The following is a 20,379-nucleotide window of genomic DNA, read 5'->3' as shown; positions in this document are numbered from 1 at the left end:
GTGATCGTCTGCCACTACGGCTAGCATGTAAGTAGCAGTGCCGTCTGCCCTTAGTAGTACCATATCGTCTATATGAGAGTTTTCAATTACTACCTTGCCTTGTAAGGTATCATGAATTGTGATGCTGCCCTCTCTTGGAGTTTTTAGACGTATTACCGGCTTAACATCAGTAGGATAGGCGTCAGGTTCTTTATCACGCCACTCGCTATTAAAAATGAAATGCTGTTTATTTGCTAAAGCTTTTTGTCGCTGCTTTTCTATTTCTTTTTGGCTAGTAAAACAATAATATGCCTTACCTTCTTTCAGGAGTCTTAGTGCCACTTCTTTGTAAAGATCATTACGTTTAGACTGGAATATAACTTCCTCATCCCAATCAAGCCCTAGCCATTTTAGACCTGAGAATATAGCGTCTACCGCTGCTTCAGTTGATCTTTCTTTATCGGTGTCTTCAATGCGGAGCAGAAACTTACCGTTATTATGCCTTGCGAACAAGTAGTTAAAAAGGGCAGTTCTTGCCGAACCTATATGTAAAAACCCCGTCGGTGACGGAGCAAATCTAGTAATTACGTTGGTCATGTATTATCGTTTTTAAATATATACTAAGAACTTTGTCATACCGTGGCTTGATGTCCTAGTGTATGAACGTTCAAGATGTCATTCCTGCAAAAGCAGGAATGACATTAATTGAGTTTGTCTTCTTTGCTCCACAAACACATAAAATAATTTACGTCTATATCATCACTTAATTTCCATTCATTTTTAGCAGGATCATATACCAAGCCTTTCAGCTCTTTAATTTCAATGTCGGTATCCGTAAGCATTTCGTAAATTTCTGATGGTTTTAAGAATTTGCTATAATCATGAGTATTTTTAGGCACCCAGCCTAAAATATATTCAGCCACTATTATTCCAAGTGCATAAGCTTTTTTAGTGCGGTTAATCGTAGAAATTATTGCCATACCGTTTGGCTTAATATGCTTCACCAAATTTAGTATAAATTGCTGTACGTTTTCTACATGCTCAATAACCTCAAGACAAATTACCACATCATATAGCTTGTCACTTTCTAATTCTTCTATAGTAGATTGTAAATAATTTATCTTTACACTGTTTTCCTTAGCATAAGTGCTTGCCGTTTCAATATTACTTTGTAGTGCATCAATGGCTGTAACGTTAAAACCTTGAGCTGCTAAAGGTGTTGCAATTAATCCTCCACCGCAACCAACATCTAATATTTCTAGTTTGGAAATGTGTCTATTGTAATGCGTAGTTATTTTCTCTATTATATATTCAAGGCGAATAGGGTTTATTCGGTGTAATACACCGAATTCCCCGTCCTTATTCCACCAATTATGAGAAATTTTTTCAAATTTTGCTAATTCTTTTTTATCGATTGAAGACATAGTCTATGATTCTTTCCAATGCCATCCCGTGGCCCACCCACGGGATGACAAGAGGCCATACAACAAACATATATAATATACTCAGATGACTTTAATAATACTAGCCTTAATTTTAATTAGCTGCATATTTGCTCCTCTTGGCTGCATTGCCCTATGGAAGAGATATATTTATTTTGGCGATGGGCTTGCTCATAGTAGTTTTTTAGCGGTTAGCATAAGCATTATAGTACATTTCCCATTAATATATTCAGGAATAATAGTGGCAATTCTTTTTTCGTTTTTTGTGTTTATTTTTAAAAATAATTCTGAAAAAAATGCAGTTATTAATTTGATTTCTAGCTTTATGCTAGCTGTTGCTTTAGTTATTAATTATTTTACTTCTTTGCAGAATAATATAGTGAATTTGTTGTTTGGGGATATTTTATCCGTGTCTTTTAATGATTTGATTATACTAGGGATAGTGCTAATAACTATTATAAGCTTTATAGTATATTTTTATAATCAAATTCTTCTTATCATTATTAATAGAGATATTGCAGTCATAAAAGGCTTAAAGGTTAATATTATTGAGCTAATATTTTTACTTCTTCTTTCATTATCGGTATTTTTTGCTATAAAGATTGTTGGCGTAATTATGGTTACTGCTATTTTACTTATTCCTGCAATGATCGCACGGTTTGTAGCATATAGCCCCTCTCAGATGATTATAATATCAATTCTTATCTCTTTATTTATTAATTTTTGTGCCGCATTTAGCTCTTTCTACTTTGATTTACCTTTAACTCCATTGTTTATTATATTAGGTACATTTATTTATGGTTTGTTGTATTTAAAGCGATTATTATGAACAAAAATGAATTGACTAAATATGTTTAAGAACTGTTAGAACCATATGGTGCAGTAGCCGTTCGTGCAATGTTTGGTGGATATGGTATATATAAGGGTGGGGTTAAGGTAGGAATTATTAAGAGCAATGCATTATATTTTAAGTCAGACCTAAGCACTTATGAATCTTTTCAATCTTGCGGTTCTGAGCCATTTGTATATCAAAGTAAAGGTAAACTTGTAACTCTTTCATATTGGAAGGTGTTACCTGAAATTATGGAGGATCAAGAGTTATTAGGTAAGTGGTTTAAATTAGCTTTGAATGCTGCTATTAATAAGAAAAATAAATGTCATCCCGTGGCTTTACCAGCGTTGTTGCATAGCTCGTTTATGTCATTCCTGCGTAGCATTGTTGTGTAGATACCAAAACCGTCATTGCGAGGAGAGCGACGCGACATATCAATCCAGAAAAAGATTAAAAAAATTCTGATTTACAGAATTTTTAACTGGATTGTTTCGTCAAAATTTTCACTTTTTCCTCGGAATGACGGAAAACCGGTCCACGCAACAACGCCTTCCCGCCTACGCGAGAATGACATAAAACAAGCCATGCAACAAGGCTTCCAATCGTTCGCAAGGATGTTAGAATCTATCCACATTCTTCATAATCTCAAGATAGTCTATTTTACCGCTTGCAAGCAGAGGTATTTCTGAATCGGTAATAATTACTTTCGGTAAATGTAGTAAAGAAATTTGAGCTTTAGATACAGTATCTGCAACATTTTCTCTATTTATATCAGAACCGGTAGTAAGTAAAATAATTTTTTCTCCGTGCGTTTTATCGGGCATAGAAATAGCAGCGTGCAAGGAATTAGGATCAATTTCACTCGCAAGTTCTTCAATTTTTGTAAGAGATATCATTTCCCCTGCTATTTTAGCAAAGCGTTTTAAACGTCCTAAAATTGTTATATATCCTTCAGAATCGATTTTGACTATATCGCCTGTGTCGTACCATTCTTTATAAGTACGATGACCTTCTAAGTTTAGGTAACCAAGCATGATGTTAGGACCTCTGATGAATAAACGCCATCCTTCATTTAGTCCCTCTACTTTCTCAAGCTTATAATCAATTTTCGGTAATAATCTTCCTACCGTGCCTGCTTTATTATGCATAGGGGTATTGCAAGCTATAATAGGTGCGGCTTCGGTAATTCCATACCCTTCAAAAATACGTATACCGTATTTGTTAAGCCAAAATTGTCTTGTAGATTTTTTTAATTTCTCGCTACCGGCAAATATATAGCGTAATGAGTAAAAATCATATGGGTGAGCGTAATGAGCATAACCGTTTAAAAAAGTATCGGTAGAAATTAATATAGTTGCTCCGATATCGTATATAACTTCAGGAATACTGCGATAATTTAGTGGTGAAGGATATAGAAACAGCTTAATACCGTTTAAAGTTGTAATAATTGCACCTCCAAGACCAAAACAATGAAATAAAGGTAATGAGTTAAATACTATATCTTCGGGGCTAAAAGGTACTTTAGCAGTTATTTGATATCTATTAGTTTGTAAATTTCTGTGAGATAGTAATACGGCTTTAGGCTCACCTTCAGTACCCGAAGTAAAAATTATCACTGCCGGTTTTTCGTCATCACGATTACGACAAAAATAATTGTAATAAGTTTGAGAAAAATAACTTCCTATTTTTGCTTTTAGTTTTAGAGCTGTACTAATTTTTTTTTAAAATCTTCTAAATATATTATTTTAATACCGAAATCTAATAAGTTAGTTATTAATTCATGTAAATTTGCTTTCTTAATAAATTGTTTTGAAGTGTAAACTACTTTAATTTGTGCAAGTTTACAGGAGTTAATAATAGTACTTATGCCGCTGCTCCAGTTAATTATAGCAGGAACATAACTGCTAGATTGCATGGCGTAAAAAGTAATTAACGTATTCGTGGTATTAGGCAACATTAAGCCTAAATTTCTGCCAAAGATATTATTCTTTTTGATTAAATCACCTAGGATAAAAGATTTTAATATTAAATCTCGATAAGTGACCGTATTTTTTTCAAAATCATCAACTATTTTTTTCTTAAATCCATGAATTTTAGCAGCTTCTATAAGAGATGAGAATAAAGTATTTTTGTAGTCTGAACTCTCAAACATCATATCAGCCATGATATCATAAAGAGCCCTAGATATATAACTGCGTCGTTCTTGATTACTTGCAGCATCCATATTAGCGAATTTTACCGGCGGTAAAACTGTTATAGTAATTTTAGGGAATATTTTTCTTTTTAATATGTTTTTTAATTTTGATAAATGAGTAAATTGAGTTCCATCTATTCTAACTGGTAAAACGGTAGCACCTGCTTTATCGGCAATCATTCCCGGTCCTTCGTATATTTTCATTAAAGAGCCGGTAACGCTTATTCTGCCTTCAGGGAAAATTGCTACTTTCTGATTCTTTTGTACTTCTTTTACTAAAGTCTTTATTGCCATTGGGTTACTTGGATCAACCGGCAAAGTTCTTGCCATACGTAAAAACGGTTTAATCCACCATATTTTTTGTATATCGGGACTAATTGCAAAAGTCATTTCTTCCTTTAGATAAGTAGCAATTAGGGGAGGGTCAAGATATGAAATATGATTGGCTACTACTACTACTTTTTTACCTGCTTTTTGAAAATTTTCAAATCCCTTAACTTCAACCTTATACATAAGATCAAAACAGATTTGAAATATTCTTCGCAATAGTTTAAATGGAATAATTTTAACATCAGGTATTAAGCGGTAAATATATATAGTGACGATTATATTAGCTAGGCTAATAAATAATATAATCCAAGGGATAGTGAAATTTAGATAAAATAATAACGATAGAATAATTGTTGATCCCACCATGAAAATGGAATTAATGAGGTTGTTAACGGCAATAATTCGGCTACGATGAGCAGGATTTGCGTAATGCTGTAATATCGCAAAAAGGGGAACGATATATAAACCGCCTATTGCTGCTAAGAAAAATAAATCGATAACTATTCGCCAATTATGTCTTTTCGATAAAAATACTAAAATACTTTTTAGCTGAGTAGGTTCGTAGTTAACTGAGCTAATTCTACTTGCAAAGAATAAATCAATACCGAAAATACTAATGCCTAGGGCTGAAATAAATAGATATTTAACGGTAATCTCATCTTCAAATATTTTGCTACATAAAAATGAACCGATCCCAACACCAAGCGAGAAAACTGCTAAAAATAAGTTAGCAACATTCTCATCAGCTTTAAAAGTTATCTTAGCAAGTAAAGGTATTTGAGAAATTATAGCAGCTCCGATAAACCAAAACCATGAAATACCAAGTATAGCTAAATATATCTGTTTTTTTGCTTTGGCATATTTAATCATATTTATGCTTGCATCTATAATATTAAAATTTATTTTAATATCACGATTTGCATTTTTAGATTTTGGAGAAAAAAGGCTTGTAATGAAGCCGAGAAAAGCGATGGTAATTAAGGAATAAATTATCAAATTATTACTGACTGTATAATAACTGCCGATTATTATACCGATAAAAATACCAATAAAAGTTCCGGCTTCAACAAAGCCGTTAGCTCCAAGTAGTTCGTCTTTATTTAGGTGATCAGGTAATACGCTATATTTGATTGGACCGAAAAAAGTAGAGTGTATACCCATTAAGGAAATAGAACAGAACAGGATTAGCAGATTATGATGATGAAATCCGTAAATTGCAAAGGCAATTATGCCGATTTCACAAATCTTAATAATCTTAATAAGACTCGTACGTTCGTATTTATCAGCAATTTGTCCTGCTATGCTTGCGAATATTATGAAAGGTAGTACAAAAGTAGCATTAGCAATTAAAACAAGTAGATTATTATATTTACTTAAAGCTCCTGAAATACCGTAAGTAATAAGGATTACTAGAGCATTTTTTAATATATTATCATTAAGACAACCGCATAACTGCACTATAAAATTCGGTAAAAATCGTCTATCTTTGAAAAGATATAATTTGTTTGTGTCCATATTATGTTAAATATTTAAAATACCGATTTTGTTAGATTTTGATGTCATTGTTGCAAGGTTGTTGGCTTTGCCCTCATGGCTTATTTATGTCATTCCTGCGAAAGCAGGAAGCCAAAAAATAGTCTTAATATTGATAAAATAAACCTAAAAAAACAAGTTTTTTGTAGGTTTTACTGGATTCCTGCTTTCGCAAGAATGACATAGGACTCAAAACAAAACCTAAACTCTCCAAATATTAGCAATTTATATTAATATGTCAAATTGCATATAGATCAATACTTTTTAATGAGGGTTATTTAAATCTTCATAATAATCACGCATTGCTTCTCTATTAGCAGGAATATTATTATTAGATTCTTCTATATTGTGTTTGGGAATAAAAAGAGAAAAAATTTTACTGATTTTAATTATTACTTCATGTACACTCATATTGATTATCCTAAAAATTATTTTCTATTCTATCACTCTTTATAGATATAAGACCTAGTATCAATATTTTTCTTTGTTATTCTTTTCTTTTTGTACTTTCTTTCTTCTTTGTAAATTCTTTTTTAAAGCAGTTGATAAGTTATTAAATTTAGCTGTCGGTTTGTCTTTTTTCGGTTTTTCTTTAGTATCGTCGGTAGATGACATAAATAATTATCTTTTCACATTAGCATTATTATATTATATTATGGATATTTTGGAAATAAAACTATAAATAATCTATGAATCAAAGTAATATAATCTCCCCTGAGTTATTGGATGAGAAAAAAAATATTGCAAGGCAAGGGGGCGGTGAAGCTAGGATCAACGCACAACATCAAAAAGGTAAGTTAACTGCACGAGAACGCATAGAAGTATTATTAGATCCAAATAGTTTTACCGAAACTGGGATGTTTGTAGCACATAGATGCGATAATTTTGGGATGCAGGATAAAAAGTTTTTAGGTGACGGCGTTGTAACTGGGCATGGTACGATAAACGGTAGATTGGTATTTATTTACAGCCAAGATTTTACCGTACTAGGAGGTTCTCTCGGCGAATATCATGCTAAGAAAATCTGCGATATTATCGATCAAGCTATAGCAACCGGTGCTCCCGTAATAGGTATTAACGACTCAGGGGGAGCAAGAATTCAAGAAGGGGTTGATGCTCTTGCCGGATACGGTGAATTATTTCAGCGTAATGTTTTAGCGTCGGGTGTTATCCCTCAAATTACCTTAATTATGGGACCTTGTGCCGGTGGTGCAGTATATTCCCCTGCCTTAACCGATTTTATATTCATGGTTAAGCATAGTTCTTATATGTTCGTAACCGGTCCTGATGTAGTAAAAACCGTTACGGGTGAAGCAGTAAGCCAAGAAAAGCTCGGCGGTGCTAGAATGCATACCACTAAAAGCGGTGTTGCCGATCTTGCATTCAATAATGATATAGAAGCATTGCTCGAAATCCGTAAGTTCTTTAATTTCCTTCCGTCATCCAATCGTAGTCCTCTTCCTGTTCGTTCGACTGTTGATCCTGCCGATAGAGTCGATATGTCTCTTAGCACGTTAATACCTAACACTCCTAATAAGCCTTATGATATGAAAGAGCTTGTTGAGCGTATTGTTGATGAGGGAGAATTTTTTGAACTACAATCTGATTTTGCAAAGAATATCATTATCGGCTTTGGTTATATGGAAGGTTATCCAGTAGGATTTGTGGCTAATCAGCCTTTGCATTTAGCAGGATGTTTAGATATAAACGCCTCAAGAAAAGCAGCAAGATTTATTAGATTTTGTGATGCTTTCAATATTCCTATAGTAAGCCTTGTTGATGTACCTGGATTTCTGCCTGGTACATCCCAAGAGCATGACGGTATTATTAAACACGGGGCTAAGCTGTTATACGCGTATGCAGAAGCTACAGTGCCGAAGATTACCGTAATTACCCGTAAGGCTTACGGTGGTGCTTATATAGTTATGAACTCCAAGCATCTTAGAGGCGATATAAACTATGCTTGGTTTAATTCGGAAATCGCTGTTATGGGGGCAGAGGGAGCAGCCGAGATAATATTTAAGGAAGAATGTAAAGACCCTGAAGCTAAAAAACAAAAAATCGATGAATATAGAAAAGTAGTAACTTCGCCTTTTGTTGCGGCATCTAGGGGATATTTGGATGACATTATAAGACCGCAAAATACTAGATGGCGAATATGTAAGGCGTTAAATTTCCTGCGTACTAAAAAAGTAGAATTGCCTTGGAGAAAGCATGATAATTTGCCGTTGTAATGTTTAATTGTCGTTCCCGCGAAAGCGGAATCCAGAAAAAAACATATATACAGCAAATTTTTGAAATTAAAAGCTCGATTTATCTCGCTTTATGCTGGATTTCCGCTTTCGCAGGAATGACATCGACAGCAGTATAATAATACAGATTACTTTATAATAAAAACTATGAATAAACCATTATTTGATAAAATTCTAATTGCTAATCGTAGCGAGATCGCCGTTAGGATAATACGTACCTTAAAAAAGATGGGAATAAAGTCGGTTGCAGTATATTCTGAAGCAGATACAAACTCAATGTATGTGCAGTATGCAGATGAGGCTTATTATATAGGTGATTCCCCTGCAACGGAAAGTTATTTATCTATTAAAAATATTATCTCAGCAATTCGTGAAAGTGGCGCAAGTGCAGTACATCCAGGTTACGGTTTTTTATCGGAAAATCCGAATTTTGCTAATATTCTTAAAAGAGACGGTGTTGTTTTAATAGGACCGAGTGCTGGAACTATTAAAAAAATGGGTGATAAAATCGAAGCAAAAAAGATAGCAATAGAAGCCGGAGTTAGCACCGTTCCTGGTTATATGGGAACTATAAACGATGTTAAGCAAGCGGTGGATATTGCTAAAGAAATTGGTTTTCCGGTAATAGTAAAAGCGGCTGCCGGTGGCGGTGGACGTGGTATGAGAGTAGTGAATAATCCCGCTGAAATGGCAAATGCTTTTGAGTCGGCAAAGCTTGAAGCAGCAAATAGTTTTAGTGACGATAGATTATTTATTGAGAAGTTAATTCAAACTCCCCGTCATATTGAAATTCAGTTAATTGCCGACCAATACGGCAATAGTGTATGTCTCGGAGAGCGTGAATGTTCAATACAGCGTCACCATCAAAAAGTAATTGAAGAAGCACCAAGTGCTTTTATTACTGAAGATATCAGGCAAGAAATGTATCGGCAGGTAATATCCTTATCTCAAAAAGTTGGATATTATTCGGCCGGTACCGTTGAGTTTATAGTAGATAGCAATAGAAATTTCTATTTTTTAGAAATGAATACTAGGTTACAAGTCGAGCATCCTGTTACTGAGCTAATTACCGGTATAGATATCGTGGAAGAGATGATAAAAATTGCAGCCGGTGAGAAATTATCATTTACGCAAGATGACATAAAATTAAAAGGTTGGGCATTTGAATCACGAATTTGTGCCGAAAACCCAAGCCGAGGTTTCTTACCTTCTAGCGGTAGAATTATCGCTTATTCTGAACCTGCCAAGAGTCCTAATATCCGTATAGATACAGGGATTGGGCTTGGTGGTGAAGTAAGTATGTTTTATGATTCAATGATTGCGAAATTATGTACTTACGGTGAAACAAGAGAGCAGGCAATTGAGGTAATGCGTTCTGCTTTGAGTTCTTATATAATTAACGGTATTGCTCATAATATTAGTTTCTTAGAAGCGGTAATGCTACATCCACGCTTTGTTAGCGGCGATATTTCTACTGCCTTTATTCAAGAAGAATATCCTGACGGTTTTTCCGGAGCTAGTCTAACTTCAGAAGTCACTACCGTATTTTTATCAACGGCTATTTTTATTTATATATCGGAACAAAGACGTGCTTCTTTAATTTCCGGCAATATTAACAATCAGGCTAACAAAATAGGTACAAGGTGGGTAGTAACTATAGATGATAAATTATTTCCCGTATTAATTACACCTGTTGAAAACGGCTATAATATACGTCACGAAAGCGATAGAATATATATTCGTAGTAACTGGAATTTAGGTAATGAACTTTTTACGGCTATAATTAATGGTAAAAAGACAAATGTAAAAATTGAGAATATCAGAACCGGTTATTTATTATCGCATGCCGGTATTAGTGTAAAAGCCTTTGTTCGCTCTCCTCGTATATCAGAACTTGAAGCGTTGATGGTCTCAAAAGTAGTAATAGAAGAAAGCTCCGAACTTGTGGCTCCTCTAAGCGGTCAAATTGTTGCAATAAAGGTAAAAGAAGGGCAGGCAGTGACGGCAGGGCAAGAAATTATGATTTTAACTGCTATGAAAATGGAAAATCTTATTTTAGCTGAAAGAGACGGAAAAATAGCTAAAGTTTTTGTTAATGAAAAGGATAATGTTGTAAGAGGGCAGGTATTATTAGAATTTGCTTGATATACTCTGATATCGCCATTGCAAATGGGCATTATTGCGTGGACCTGCTTTTCCGTCATTGTGAGAAGAATTACACAGTAATTCGACGAAGCAATCCAGTAAAAAATTCTGATTTACAGCATTTTTTTATTATTTTTTCTGGATTGCCGCGTCGCTTTGCTCTTCGCAATGACGGAAAAGCCTATCCATGCAATAATAGAAAGCAGTCTACTATATTCATTTATTCACGTACATCCATTAAGTCAAAATTTTCTCCTAAAATACTACAGTTAGTATCTTCCTCAAGACATAAAATATTAAAGTTAGTATCTTCCTCAAGACATAAAATACTACAGTTAGTATCTTCCTCAAGACATAAAATATTAAAGTTAGTATCTTCCTCAAGACATAAAATATTAAAGTTAGTATCTTCCTCAAGACATAAAATATTAAAGTTAGTGTCTTCTTCGAGAATATATGCTATTAAGTTAAAACTTTCTTCAATACCTGAAATCTTTGATTTATCTACCTTATCAGCCATGTCTATAGCTGCAAATTGACACTCTCTTAAATAATGTTGTGCTTTTTGATAATAACTAGAGCTTTTGTGTATTTTACTATACATTTCTATAGCTTCAGCATATTTATTTAGATTGTAAAAAGAACTACCACAATTAAATAAAGCACTTTGATAGAGTGAGAAATGGTTATCAGAGATCTGACTATAATATTTTATGGCTTCTATAAAATTTCCTTGTTGAAAGTAACACTCTCCTATATTAAACAGAGCATAAGGATAAGAGGTGCTATTTTTATCTATTTTGCTATAAGCTTCTATAGCTTCTTTATATTGCTCATTTCTAAAATAATGATTTCCTTTCGTAAGATTTGGATTAGCCATGATTCCTCCGTATTTTAATTAGATTTTTTTATAAAAAAGTATATATTACCATGAAATATGATTCCCATATTTCATGGTAATATATATGTATCTAATAAATATGCAAGAGATTTTTTATTTGATGTTATTTCTAACTAAAATCAGTGATCTAAAAAACAACTAAAAATACTAATTTTATTAGTATTTTTAACTGTATTGCTTAGTCGAATTACTATTGAATAGCTCTGTCGTATCACTGCTTAAAGAAGTTTGATTTTCACCAAGCTGATTAAGGTCTTGAATAGAAAAGAATACAGAGTTAGAATAAGGAATGTCTCCTAATCTAGAATCTGTTTTAGATTTTTCAGTTTTTCAAACTTAAAATCAGAAACATAGCCCTCGTCTTCTACTATAGTATGTGTATTTATTGGAATTTTCTTTCTGCTAGAATAATCTTCTAGCAGTGCTTTAATTGCTGTGAAATTTTGTAAATCTTGTTTTAGTTGTTTTTTGAATTTAGAAAAGTTTTGCTTTATTTGTTCTAATGATAAATTCTTGTATGCATCATAATGTGATGAGATACTTGTTTTTAATATCCTATCTAATATATATTTGTGGTTAGGATTATTAGCTTTTTTACATAATGTAGAAATTTCAGTGATTTGAGTTAGTGGAAACGATATATTGCTATGTAAGTTATCTTTTTCCCATCCTTTAACATTATAGTTAGTACCGTGTTTAAGTAAATATTTTACTATTATGGTCTGCCCATGCTCTGATGCAAGCATTAAAGGTGATGCATCTTTATTGCCGTTAATTTTTACTCCTGCCTTTAATAATGTTTTTACCCCTTCTAACTTACAGTCTATTATTGCGATTTCTAGCGCTATATCCAAATTAGCATTTTTAGCTAAAAGATATTTTGCAATTTCTTTTCTATTTTTTAAATTTGTGGTACTTAACGGTGTATTTAAAACAATATTCAGTATTAACATCAAAAACGTATATTCCAACAAATTTTTTAATTACTTCAAGTTTATTTTCGTTTATTGCTTTAAAAAAGATTTGCTTATGAAGATCGTGTACAGTTTGACCGCCTTGTGTTGCTCCTTCTAAGGTTGTATTTAAATAAGTTACTACTTTTATTAAAAGATAACATGTAGTATCTGTTTTATAAGGTGCTGCTAAGCAAGCAGCAAGTCTTAATGGGTGAAAACCAAAATTACTAAAATTGACATCCGCTTTTTGTTTTTCTACACAATACTTTACTAACGTTAAATTTTGATTTTGTATTGCTTGTATTAGGCTAGAATTAGGTTCAAACGTAAGATGATTAAGTAGATATTCAGCTTGTTCATTGTTGTTTTTAAGTGCAAATTCTAATGATTTGAATTTATTTTCACTTTGCAATTCTATGACATTTAGTTTATTTAAATTCGGATCATCTAAGCTAGCTATAATATTTAATGCTGTTCCTTCTAGATGATGAAACTCATTAAAATATTGTTTTAAATATTCTAGAGTTATTACAATTTCTGTGTTTATGGTTTTTATGGTACTAGTTCCTAAACGATTTTTAATCCAAGAACCTTTTTCTCTTGGGCTCAAGGAGTAGTATTGTGACATAATGTACCTAAATTAATTTATAGCGTGCGTACTATAGATTAATATAAGTAAATTATTAATACCTTAATCGATAGTAAAATAATTTACAACTTTTTAACTTTAAGTTGTATTTGATGATTCTCTAATTCTACTTTACTTACATAATCAGGCGTAAAATTTTTAGAAAACTCGCTTAAAGTTTGTTCTGTAATAAAGTCGCCATAATTATCAATTATCTTAGATAAATCAAACTCGCTTATTATCTCAATTAAAATCCTGTCAGTTATAGAGAAATCGGCATCTTTTCGAGCCTGTTGTATGAAGCGTACAATGTCTCTTGCGTATCCTTCTTCTATTAGCTCAGCTGTTAGCTCTAAATCAAGTATTAACAAGCTACTATTATTCTCAAAACTTGCTGCTCCTTTTATATGTGAATATGGCTCTAAAATTAGCTTATATTCTTCATTATTTAAGGTTTCGCCGCATATAGTTAAACCGCCTGCGATAGCTTTCCACTCACCTTTTTTAGAAGCAGCTATAATTTCTTTCATTTTAGCGGGAAGACGTTTACCAAGCCTTGGGAAATTAATCGATAGTTTTTTGCTTGCGTAATTCTCTAGATTGTCGCGATAAATTACTGATTTAACATTAATCTCATCCTTGATCAAATCTTCAAAATCTTTGAGAGCGTTATTATGTTTACTGATAATAGTTATGCTAGCAAGCGGCTGCCTTACCCTGATATTTTCAGTACTTCTAATAAACAGGCTATTACTACAAATATCAAGCACTTTATCCATAGTAGCAACTAGCTCGTGATTTATTTCAAAGTCTGAGAGAGTAGGGTAGTTGCATAGATGGACGCTAATCTCGTCATTGTGAGGCACTGATGGGGTGTCATCCTGTGGCTTGACCACGGGATCCAAATTGTTCATTGATTTACTGGATCCTGGGATCAAGTAACGGGATGATAATGTAGACGTCTCTTCGCAATGACATAGCCCCTTATATATCGCCTCCGAAATCATAGGTACTAGTGCCGACATTGCAATCGCCATAGTCTCTAAACATGAATATAGAGTATTATAAGCATTTTGTTTATCTGCATCTTTTTCGCTTTTCCAAAATCTGGCTCTACTGCGTCTTATATACCAGTTATTCAATACTTCAAAAAATTCTAAAACTGCATGATAAGCTGTTTGCGTATCGAAATTATCTAAACTCTCTTCAATCTTACTGACTGCTATTTTTAGCTTAGATAATATATAAACATCAAGTACGTTTTCAGAAGCAAAACTAACCTCACCTTTAAGCGAATCGGCATTAGCATACATCGTAAAGAAATGATAAGCATTCCATATAGGCTTGATGAATAGACGAAGCGTATCAAATACCATCTTACCATCTTTATCGATTAGCAGTTCCTGACCTTTAACAATGTTTGAAGATAGCATCGTAACTCTTAATGCGTCAGAGCCGTATTGATCAAATAGCTCCAGCGGATCGGCGTAGTTATTAAGACGCTTTGAGAGTTTTTGGCCGGTAGCGTCTAAAATTACACCGTGGCATATACAATTTAAAAACGGCGGACGATCAAATAAAGCGGTAGATAGCACCATTAACGTATAAAACCAACCACGTGTTTGAGCTGAATACTCAACTATAAAGTCAGCCGGAAAATGATCCTCGAACCACTCTTTATTTTCAAAAGGGTAGTGAGCTTGCCCATATGGCATTGAACCGCTTTCAAACCAGCAATCAAACACGTCTTCGATTCTACGCATTGTTGATTTACCTGTTGGATCGTTGGGGTTTGGTCTTGTCAGTTCATCGATAAACGGACGATGTAAATCAGTAACTTTAACACCGAAATCTTTCTCTAATTCCTCTATAGAGCCGTAAACATCTATGCGTGGATATTTGGGATCATCTGATTTCCATACAGGCAGCGGCGTTCCCCAAAATCTATTACGGCTTATCGACCAATCACGGGCATTTTCAAGCCACTTACCGAATAAATTATCTTTAACATGATGTGGAATCCAGTTTATTTGCTGATTAAGCTCTACCATTCTATCTTTAAACTGCGTTACCTTTACATACCATGACGGAACAGCCTTATATATAAGAGGCGTATCCGTTCGCCAGCAATGAGGATAATTATGAATATACTGCTCGGTTTTTAGCCAATTTCCTTGCTCTTTCAGTTTGATTATTATTTTGTCATTTGCATCAAATACTTGCACTCCCTCTAAGTCAGGAATTTCTTTAGTGAATTTACCGCTATTATCAACAGGACAAACAAGTGAGATCCCTTGTGATTCGCAAAGTATTTGGTCATCTTCACCAAAGCCGGGAGCCATATGTACAACCCCTGTACCGTCACCTTCAACAACAAAGTCGCCGGCAAATATCTTGAAGCTGTTTGGATGATTCTCAAAATAGTCGAATAAAGGTTTATAGCGGAGTCCCTGAAGCTTTGAGCCTTTAATTATCTCAAAATTTTCTTCACCGCTAAGCCCTAATTCTTTAGCATATTTAGAAACTGACGAGGCAGCTATTATATAACAAATATTTTCTTGAGGGACTAATGCATAATCTATATCACTACCGACTGCTAGGGCTAGATTTGATGGAAGAGTCCAAGGCGTCGTCGTCCAAGTAAGGATTCTATATTCTTTATAATCACCGCCTACTGTCATTCCTGACTTCCTCGATGTCATTCCCGCGAAAGCAGTAATCTCATGCAATTTATCCCTTAGTACAAAACTCACCGTTACAGCTTTATCTGCTCGCTCACGATAAGAATTATCAAGTCTTGTTTCAAAATTAGAAAGCGGTGTTTCGCATGCCCAAGAATACGGTATGACCCGCATAGATTCATACAATAACCCCTTATTATATAGCTCTTTAAACGCCCAAAGGACGGATTCCATAAAATTCTTATTCATCGTTTTATAAGAATTTTTAAAATCTACCCATCTTGCTTGACGAGTTACATATTCTTCCCAGTCGCTTGCATATTTCATTACCGAAGCTCTGCAATGTGCATTAAACTTCTCTATACCGAAATTAGTTATTGCAAGACGCCCTGAAATACCAAGCTCTTTCTCTGATTGCATTTCAGCAGGAAGACCGTGACAATCCCAGCCGAAACGACGCTCAACTTTCTTACCTTTTATGGTTTGGTATCTAGCATATACGTCTTTAATAAAGCCGGTAAGTAAATGACCGTAATGCGGCAAACCGTTTGCAAAGGGTGGCCCGTCATAAAAAATAAATTCTGCTTCTCCATTCCTATCATCAATAGATTTTTGGAATATATTATTGTCTTGCCAAAATTTTAGTATCTCTCGCTCTATAGCAGCAAAATCAGCATTTGCACTAACTTCAGGATAATATTTAGTATTTGTCATTATTTTAGAAATTATTTTTTAAAATATATTAATTATATGCAAGAGAGGTAATAATACAAGAATTTTAATATATTACTTTTTTAGTTTTTCTTACTTACTAAATTGGGTATAATAATAGTATTAGGAAGTCTAATTTAATAATTATTAACATGTATATCAATACTTTAGCCATTACTTTTACATGACAGATCGTTCTACCACAAAAAGTTAGAGAGATTTTAAATAGCAATATTATTGCTATAGAAATTGATGATAATCATAAAGTTATATTATCTCCTGTTTCAGATGTAGGTGGGTGTATTTGCAAAATATAAAAAAATACAAAAACTTCTTTTGAAGAGGTAAGAGAAAAAGCTTGGAGAGAGAGTGTATTTTCACATTATAAAAATGTTAAGGAAATACAATGAAATATATATGTGATACAAATGTTATTGTTAGATGTTTATTTGCCGATGATAAAAATATGTTTGCACAAGTTAAAACAGGACATATTATTTTAATAATAGAGCAAACTATACTTACGGAAGTAATATTCGTTCTATCTTCTGTTTATAAAATTTCTCGCAATGAAATCTCTTCTACTTTATCGGACCTACTTGCTTACAAAGGTGTACATTGTGAAAAAGAATATTATTAAATGCTTTAGAATATTATACAAAATATAATATTCATACAGTTGATTTGTATACTACTCACTAAAGCAAAATATTTAAATATACCGTTGTACTTTGGACCCAAAATTACTCAATGTAGTCAATAAAAACTGGGTATATCTACGTGAACATTCTAACTATTGGTATATTTGAGGGGTCGAGTAATTTTTTCATCTGAGAGAAAGTGTTTACTATATTCTCTACGGCAGTATCAATGAATTGATCGGTTTCAATATAATTCTCCGATTCGTCTTGTATGTAAAAAAGAATAGAGGGGATATAAACAGATAGCAATAAACCTCTTTTAGTATAATAGTTAAAATCAAGAGATTTATCGCCGGTATAGCGCCAAATAGCATCACAACTACGGAATGCAACTTCAGTTCCTTGCATTGGGTTTAATGCAAAATAAGCGGCATTCTTACTATGAATAATAGGAAGCACGGTTTTGATCCTAATCTTTACCGCTAAAGATATTTTATCTCTTATTTTTGCCGGCTCTTCTATTGTCTTTAAGCTTTCTAGCATAATATTATCTAAATAGCTTTCAAAGAATTCTATTATTTCAGATAAACCTTCTGGAAAAACTATTAAAGCATAACCTTTTGCAAAACCGTATTTTTCTTCTGCTTCTTCAAGTAGCTTATTATTCCATTCATTAAACGGTAATAATTCTAATAAAGACTGCACGAAGCTTATTTTTTTGATATGGTGTTCTTCTTTAATGCTCATATTTTTTCACCTTGACATATAACTTAATTATAGGGTATAGTTCAATAAACCACAATATCTTTTAAGGAGAGTAATTTAAGTGATACTAGTAAATGTTCACGCAGGTAATTGTGACAATACGCTTAAGAATTTTAAGAAAAAGCTACAAAGAGAGCTTTATTTTCGTAAGATGAAAGAACAGCGTTATTATGAAACACCTTCAGCGAAGCGTGTTCGTAAAGCACAAGAAGCAGCAAGAAGACAGAGAAAATTTGCTCGTAAAAAAATGTTTGATGAATAAAATTTCAAATAATTTTAATACTAAATAAAAAGCTAGAAATATTAATATTTCTAGCTTTTTTGTTATGTAGATTGCTTCGTGATTTTTCGTCATTGCAAGGAAATTGCATAGCAATTATACGTCCGAAATCTCAGGATATTTGATGAGATTGCCACGCAGCTTATGGTTGCTCGCAATGACGATTAGGTGTCCACGCAGCAACGTTCCCGCAGTAATGACATTAAAAGTACAAATATTCCCAATTAGCTTTTTTTTGTTATAAAGAACTGTTATATCCATATAAACCGTATCTATGCTTAGTTATCTTAAACAAAATTTACGTTCTTATTTTTCTAGTAGAGTACTAATTTTTACTTTAGCAATAGCAGCTATTATTTTTGCCTGTGCTACTTTTTATGTGATATCTTTAGAATCAAAGAATTTTAGTACGATTATTGGATTTTTATTAGTTGATTTAGCAATTTTTTTAATTTTAGGTGTTTTACTAACTCAAAAATTTTTTACTCAAAATAGTAATAATGATAGTTCTAAATTACAAAATCGTATTGTAATTGCCTTTAGTTTAGTTGCAGCTATTCCAACTATAATTGTCTCAGTATTTTCTGTTTATTTTTTTAATCTTAGTGTTCAAGCTTGGTTTGATAAGAAGATTTCTACGGTTCTTGATCAATCCGTAATAGTTGCAGAATCTTATATTGCCGAGCATAAATTACAGCTAAAAGAAACGGCTCTAGCCGTTGCTGAAGATTTAAGCGATATGTATTATGATTTAATTCATAATCCCGCTTTATTTACTAAAACACTTAATACCGAAGCAGAGATGCGCTCGCTTGATGAAGCTATAGTTTTAAACAAATCTACTAATACTATAGTAGCGAATAGTTATTTAAGTTTTTCATTATCATTTGCAACTATTCCCGCACATTTAATTAAAAAAGCGGATTTAGGGGAACCGGTGGAAGTAAAATCCGATCCGACCAAAATAAGGATGCTGATTAAATTAAAAGAATATAATGATGTGTATTTATTAGTCGGTAGATTAGTAGATAATAAAATTATCGACCATGTAGATGCAACTAACGGAGCAGCTGCCGAGTATAATAGCCTTAAAAATGAAATAGATAATATACAGATCAAGTTCTCTATAATGTTTATCTTTATTGCTTTATTACTTCTTTTTGTAGCTATAAGTTTTGGGGTTATATTTACTGCTAAAATAGTAAAGCCTATTAAAAAATTAGTTACTGCAACTGACAAAGTTAAAGACGGTGATTTAACTGTACAAGTGCCTGAACATGAAGTAGATAAAGACGAAATAGGCACGCTTTATGCGGCATTTAATAGAATGATTAAGCAGCTTTCGCGTCAGCAGCGTGATTTAGTTATAGCACAGAGAGCAATGGCTTGGTCGGATGTTGCAAAAAAAGTAGCCCATGAAATCAAGAACCCATTAACTCCTATTTTACTTGCTTCTGAAAGATTGGTTAAGAAATTTAGTCCTGAAATTAAGGAGAGGGTAGAATTTGAAAATTATTTAAAAATGATTATTCGTCATACTAACGATATTAAAAATATAGTGTCTGAATTTGTGCTTTTTGCACGTCTTCCTGCTCCTAAATTTACAGAGAGTGAATTAGTTTATTTAGTTAAACATATTGTTGAAGCACGTCAATTACTTAATGATAATATTTTGTATCAATTTGAGTCTAACGTAGATCAATTTGATTTTATGTGTGATGCTACACAAATAAATCAAGTTATGATCAATTTGTTGAAAAATGCAGAAGAGTCAATAGAAGGGCGAGAATCCGGAAAAATAGAAGTTACTATAGATGCTAAAGACGATTTTATTAGTGTTATTGTAATAGATAACGGTAAAGGATTCCCGCCTGAGCTAATAGGCAAAGCTACCGAAAGCTATGTTACGACCAGCAGTAAAGGTATGGGGGTAGGGCTTGCTATAGTTAAAAGAATAGTCGAAGAACATTGCGGCATTCTAGATATAGCAAACAGAGAAGAAGAGGGAGCAATAATCGATATAAAATTCGATTTAAAAGAGCTGAATTTGAAGGTCTGGCGTTTGGGGTGCTAGAATTATACAATTGTTGCGTGGATACCTATATCATT

At 33.2% G+C, this 20,379-nt stretch carries 15 protein-coding genes and 2 pseudogenes; 7 read left to right on the top strand and 10 right to left on the bottom strand.

Translation table 11 applies throughout. The features are described from left to right. A partial coding sequence (locus A452_RS0104600; RefSeq protein ID WP_017208599.1) for a glutamate--tRNA ligase occupies positions 1 to 576 on the bottom strand: 576 nt, incomplete at its 3' end. A gap of 104 nt (positions 577 to 680) precedes the next feature. Beyond that, the gene (gene ubiG / locus A452_RS0104595) at positions 681 to 1,403 is read right to left on the bottom strand and encodes a bifunctional 2-polyprenyl-6-hydroxyphenol methylase/3-demethylubiquinol 3-O-methyltransferase UbiG (RefSeq protein ID WP_014412495.1); all 723 of its coding nucleotides are present in this window, start codon (positions 1,401 to 1,403) and stop codon (positions 681 to 683) included. An 85-nt stretch (positions 1,404 to 1,488) separates the two neighbouring features. Here ubiG and A452_RS0104590 point away from each other — a divergent pair, with 85 nt between their 5' ends. Both A452_RS0104590 and A452_RS0104585 read left to right on the top strand, forming a co-directional pair. Beyond that, positions 1,489 to 2,250: a metal ABC transporter permease gene (locus A452_RS0104590; protein WP_014412496.1), complete on the top strand. Its 762-nt coding sequence runs from the start codon at positions 1,489 to 1,491 to the stop codon at positions 2,248 to 2,250. Between the two features lie 68 nt (positions 2,251 to 2,318). Continuing rightward, positions 2,319 to 2,648: a TfoX/Sxy family protein gene (locus A452_RS0104585; RefSeq protein WP_014412497.1), complete on the top strand. Its 330-nt coding sequence runs from the start codon at positions 2,319 to 2,321 to the stop codon at positions 2,646 to 2,648. A 222-nt stretch (positions 2,649 to 2,870) separates the two neighbouring features. Here the strand turns inward: A452_RS0104585 and A452_RS08415 are convergent. The 3 genes and pseudogenes from A452_RS08415 to A452_RS11155 all read right to left on the bottom strand — a co-directional run bounded on the left by A452_RS08415 (position 2,871) and on the right by A452_RS11155 (position 6,925). Continuing rightward, positions 2,871 to 6,292 (bottom strand): annotated as a pseudogene (locus A452_RS08415) (acyl-[ACP]--phospholipid O-acyltransferase). A gap of 282 nt (positions 6,293 to 6,574) precedes the next feature. Continuing rightward, entirely contained in the window at positions 6,575 to 6,721 is a 147-nt protein-coding gene (locus A452_RS11160) for a hypothetical protein (RefSeq protein WP_014412499.1), read from the bottom strand. 60 nt (positions 6,722 to 6,781) lie between these two features. Next, positions 6,782 to 6,925 (bottom strand): hypothetical protein, encoded by a 144-nt coding sequence (locus A452_RS11155; RefSeq protein WP_014412500.1) that lies wholly within the window; start codon positions 6,923 to 6,925, stop codon positions 6,782 to 6,784. A 74-nt stretch (positions 6,926 to 6,999) separates the two neighbouring features. Here A452_RS11155 and A452_RS0104565 point away from each other — a divergent pair, with 74 nt between their 5' ends. Both A452_RS0104565 and A452_RS0104560 read left to right on the top strand, forming a co-directional pair. Further along, the gene (locus A452_RS0104565; protein WP_014412501.1) at positions 7,000 to 8,544 is read left to right on the top strand and encodes an acyl-CoA carboxylase subunit beta; all 1,545 of its coding nucleotides are present in this window, start codon (positions 7,000 to 7,002) and stop codon (positions 8,542 to 8,544) included. A 165-nt stretch (positions 8,545 to 8,709) separates the two neighbouring features. Continuing rightward, on the top strand, positions 8,710 to 10,707 hold the full coding sequence (locus A452_RS0104560; protein ID WP_014412502.1) for an acetyl-CoA carboxylase biotin carboxylase subunit: 1,998 nt from the start codon (positions 8,710 to 8,712) through the stop codon (positions 10,705 to 10,707). A 220-nt stretch (positions 10,708 to 10,927) separates the two neighbouring features. On the opposite strand, the gene A452_RS0104555 is transcribed toward A452_RS0104560, so the two are convergent. The 4 genes and pseudogenes from A452_RS0104555 to ileS form a co-directional block, all read right to left on the bottom strand. Beyond that, positions 10,928 to 11,587: a tetratricopeptide repeat protein gene (locus A452_RS0104555; protein WP_014412503.1), complete on the bottom strand. Its 660-nt coding sequence runs from the start codon at positions 11,585 to 11,587 to the stop codon at positions 10,928 to 10,930. Between the two features lie 572 nt (positions 11,588 to 12,159). Then, a pseudogene (locus A452_RS12835) lies at positions 12,160 to 12,561 on the bottom strand (ankyrin repeat domain-containing protein); the annotation flags it as partial. Further along, on the bottom strand, positions 12,503 to 13,192 hold the full coding sequence (locus A452_RS0104545) for a hypothetical protein (protein ID WP_231289999.1): 690 nt from the start codon (positions 13,190 to 13,192) through the stop codon (positions 12,503 to 12,505). The gene A452_RS0104545 and the pseudogene A452_RS12835, both read right to left, overlap by 59 nt. Before the next feature lie 83 nt (positions 13,193 to 13,275). After that, positions 13,276 to 16,587 (bottom strand): isoleucine--tRNA ligase, encoded by a 3,312-nt coding sequence (gene ileS / locus A452_RS0104540; RefSeq protein ID WP_014412506.1) that lies wholly within the window; start codon positions 16,585 to 16,587, stop codon positions 13,276 to 13,278. A 403-nt stretch (positions 16,588 to 16,990) separates the two neighbouring features. Between ileS and A452_RS0104535 the strand changes: the two genes are divergently transcribed. Further along, positions 16,991 to 17,224 carry a PIN domain-containing protein gene (locus A452_RS0104535; RefSeq protein ID WP_014412507.1) on the top strand — a complete coding sequence of 78 codons (234 nt, stop codon included), beginning with the start codon at positions 16,991 to 16,993 and terminating at the stop codon, positions 17,222 to 17,224. 136 nt (positions 17,225 to 17,360) lie between these two features. On the opposite strand, the gene A452_RS0104530 is transcribed toward A452_RS0104535, so the two are convergent. Beyond that, a complete protein-coding gene (locus tag A452_RS0104530) occupies positions 17,361 to 17,972 on the bottom strand; it encodes a COQ9 family protein (protein ID WP_014412508.1) in 612 nt (203 codons plus the stop codon). Positions 17,973 to 18,051: 79 nt separating this feature from the next. Between A452_RS0104530 and rpsU the strand changes: the two genes are divergently transcribed. Continuing rightward, the gene (rpsU, locus tag A452_RS0104525; protein WP_012148483.1) at positions 18,052 to 18,252 is read left to right on the top strand and encodes a 30S ribosomal protein S21; all 201 of its coding nucleotides are present in this window, start codon (positions 18,052 to 18,054) and stop codon (positions 18,250 to 18,252) included. Positions 18,253 to 18,544: 292 nt separating this feature from the next. Continuing rightward, entirely contained in the window at positions 18,545 to 20,344 is a 1,800-nt protein-coding gene (locus A452_RS0104520; RefSeq protein ID WP_014412509.1) for a sensor histidine kinase NtrY-like, read from the top strand. Positions 20,345 to 20,379 lie beyond the last annotated feature (35 nt).

Source organism: Rickettsia australis str. Phillips, assembly GCF_000273745.1.
Lineage (GTDB): Bacteria > Pseudomonadota > Alphaproteobacteria > Rickettsiales > Rickettsiaceae > Rickettsia > Rickettsia australis.
Note: the sequence above shows the minus strand (reverse complement) of the source record. Positions and strands in the feature narration are given on the sequence as shown.

What these genes read in the sequence shown, in the direction of transcription:
- A452_RS0104530 (WP_014412508.1), bottom strand. Translation starts at nt 17,972, where the DNA reads ATGAGCATTAAAGAAGAACACCATATCAAAAAAATAAGCTTCGTGCAG.
- A452_RS11160 (WP_014412499.1), bottom strand. Translation starts at nt 6,721, where the DNA reads ATGAGTGTACATGAAGTAATAATTAAAATCAGTAAAATTTTTTCTCTT.
- A452_RS0104520 (WP_014412509.1), top strand. Translation starts at nt 18,545, where the DNA reads ATGCTTAGTTATCTTAAACAAAATTTACGTTCTTATTTTTCTAGTAGA.
- A452_RS0104565 (WP_014412501.1), top strand. Translation starts at nt 7,000, where the DNA reads ATGAATCAAAGTAATATAATCTCCCCTGAGTTATTGGATGAGAAAAAA.
- ubiG (WP_014412495.1), bottom strand. Translation starts at nt 1,403, where the DNA reads ATGTCTTCAATCGATAAAAAAGAATTAGCAAAATTTGAAAAAATTTCT.
- A452_RS0104590 (WP_014412496.1), top strand. Translation starts at nt 1,489, where the DNA reads ATGACTTTAATAATACTAGCCTTAATTTTAATTAGCTGCATATTTGCT.
- A452_RS0104545 (WP_231289999.1), bottom strand. Translation starts at nt 13,192, where the DNA reads ATGTCACAATACTACTCCTTGAGCCCAAGAGAAAAAGGTTCTTGGATT.
- A452_RS0104585 (WP_014412497.1), top strand. Translation starts at nt 2,319, where the DNA reads ATGTTTGGTGGATATGGTATATATAAGGGTGGGGTTAAGGTAGGAATT.
- A452_RS11155 (WP_014412500.1), bottom strand. Translation starts at nt 6,925, where the DNA reads ATGTCATCTACCGACGATACTAAAGAAAAACCGAAAAAAGACAAACCG.
- ileS (WP_014412506.1), bottom strand. Translation starts at nt 16,587, where the DNA reads ATGACAAATACTAAATATTATCCTGAAGTTAGTGCAAATGCTGATTTT.
- A452_RS0104560 (WP_014412502.1), top strand. Translation starts at nt 8,710, where the DNA reads ATGAATAAACCATTATTTGATAAAATTCTAATTGCTAATCGTAGCGAG.
- A452_RS0104535 (WP_014412507.1), top strand. Translation starts at nt 16,991, where the DNA reads ATGAAATATATATGTGATACAAATGTTATTGTTAGATGTTTATTTGCC.
- A452_RS0104555 (WP_014412503.1), bottom strand. Translation starts at nt 11,587, where the DNA reads ATGGCTAATCCAAATCTTACGAAAGGAAATCATTATTTTAGAAATGAG.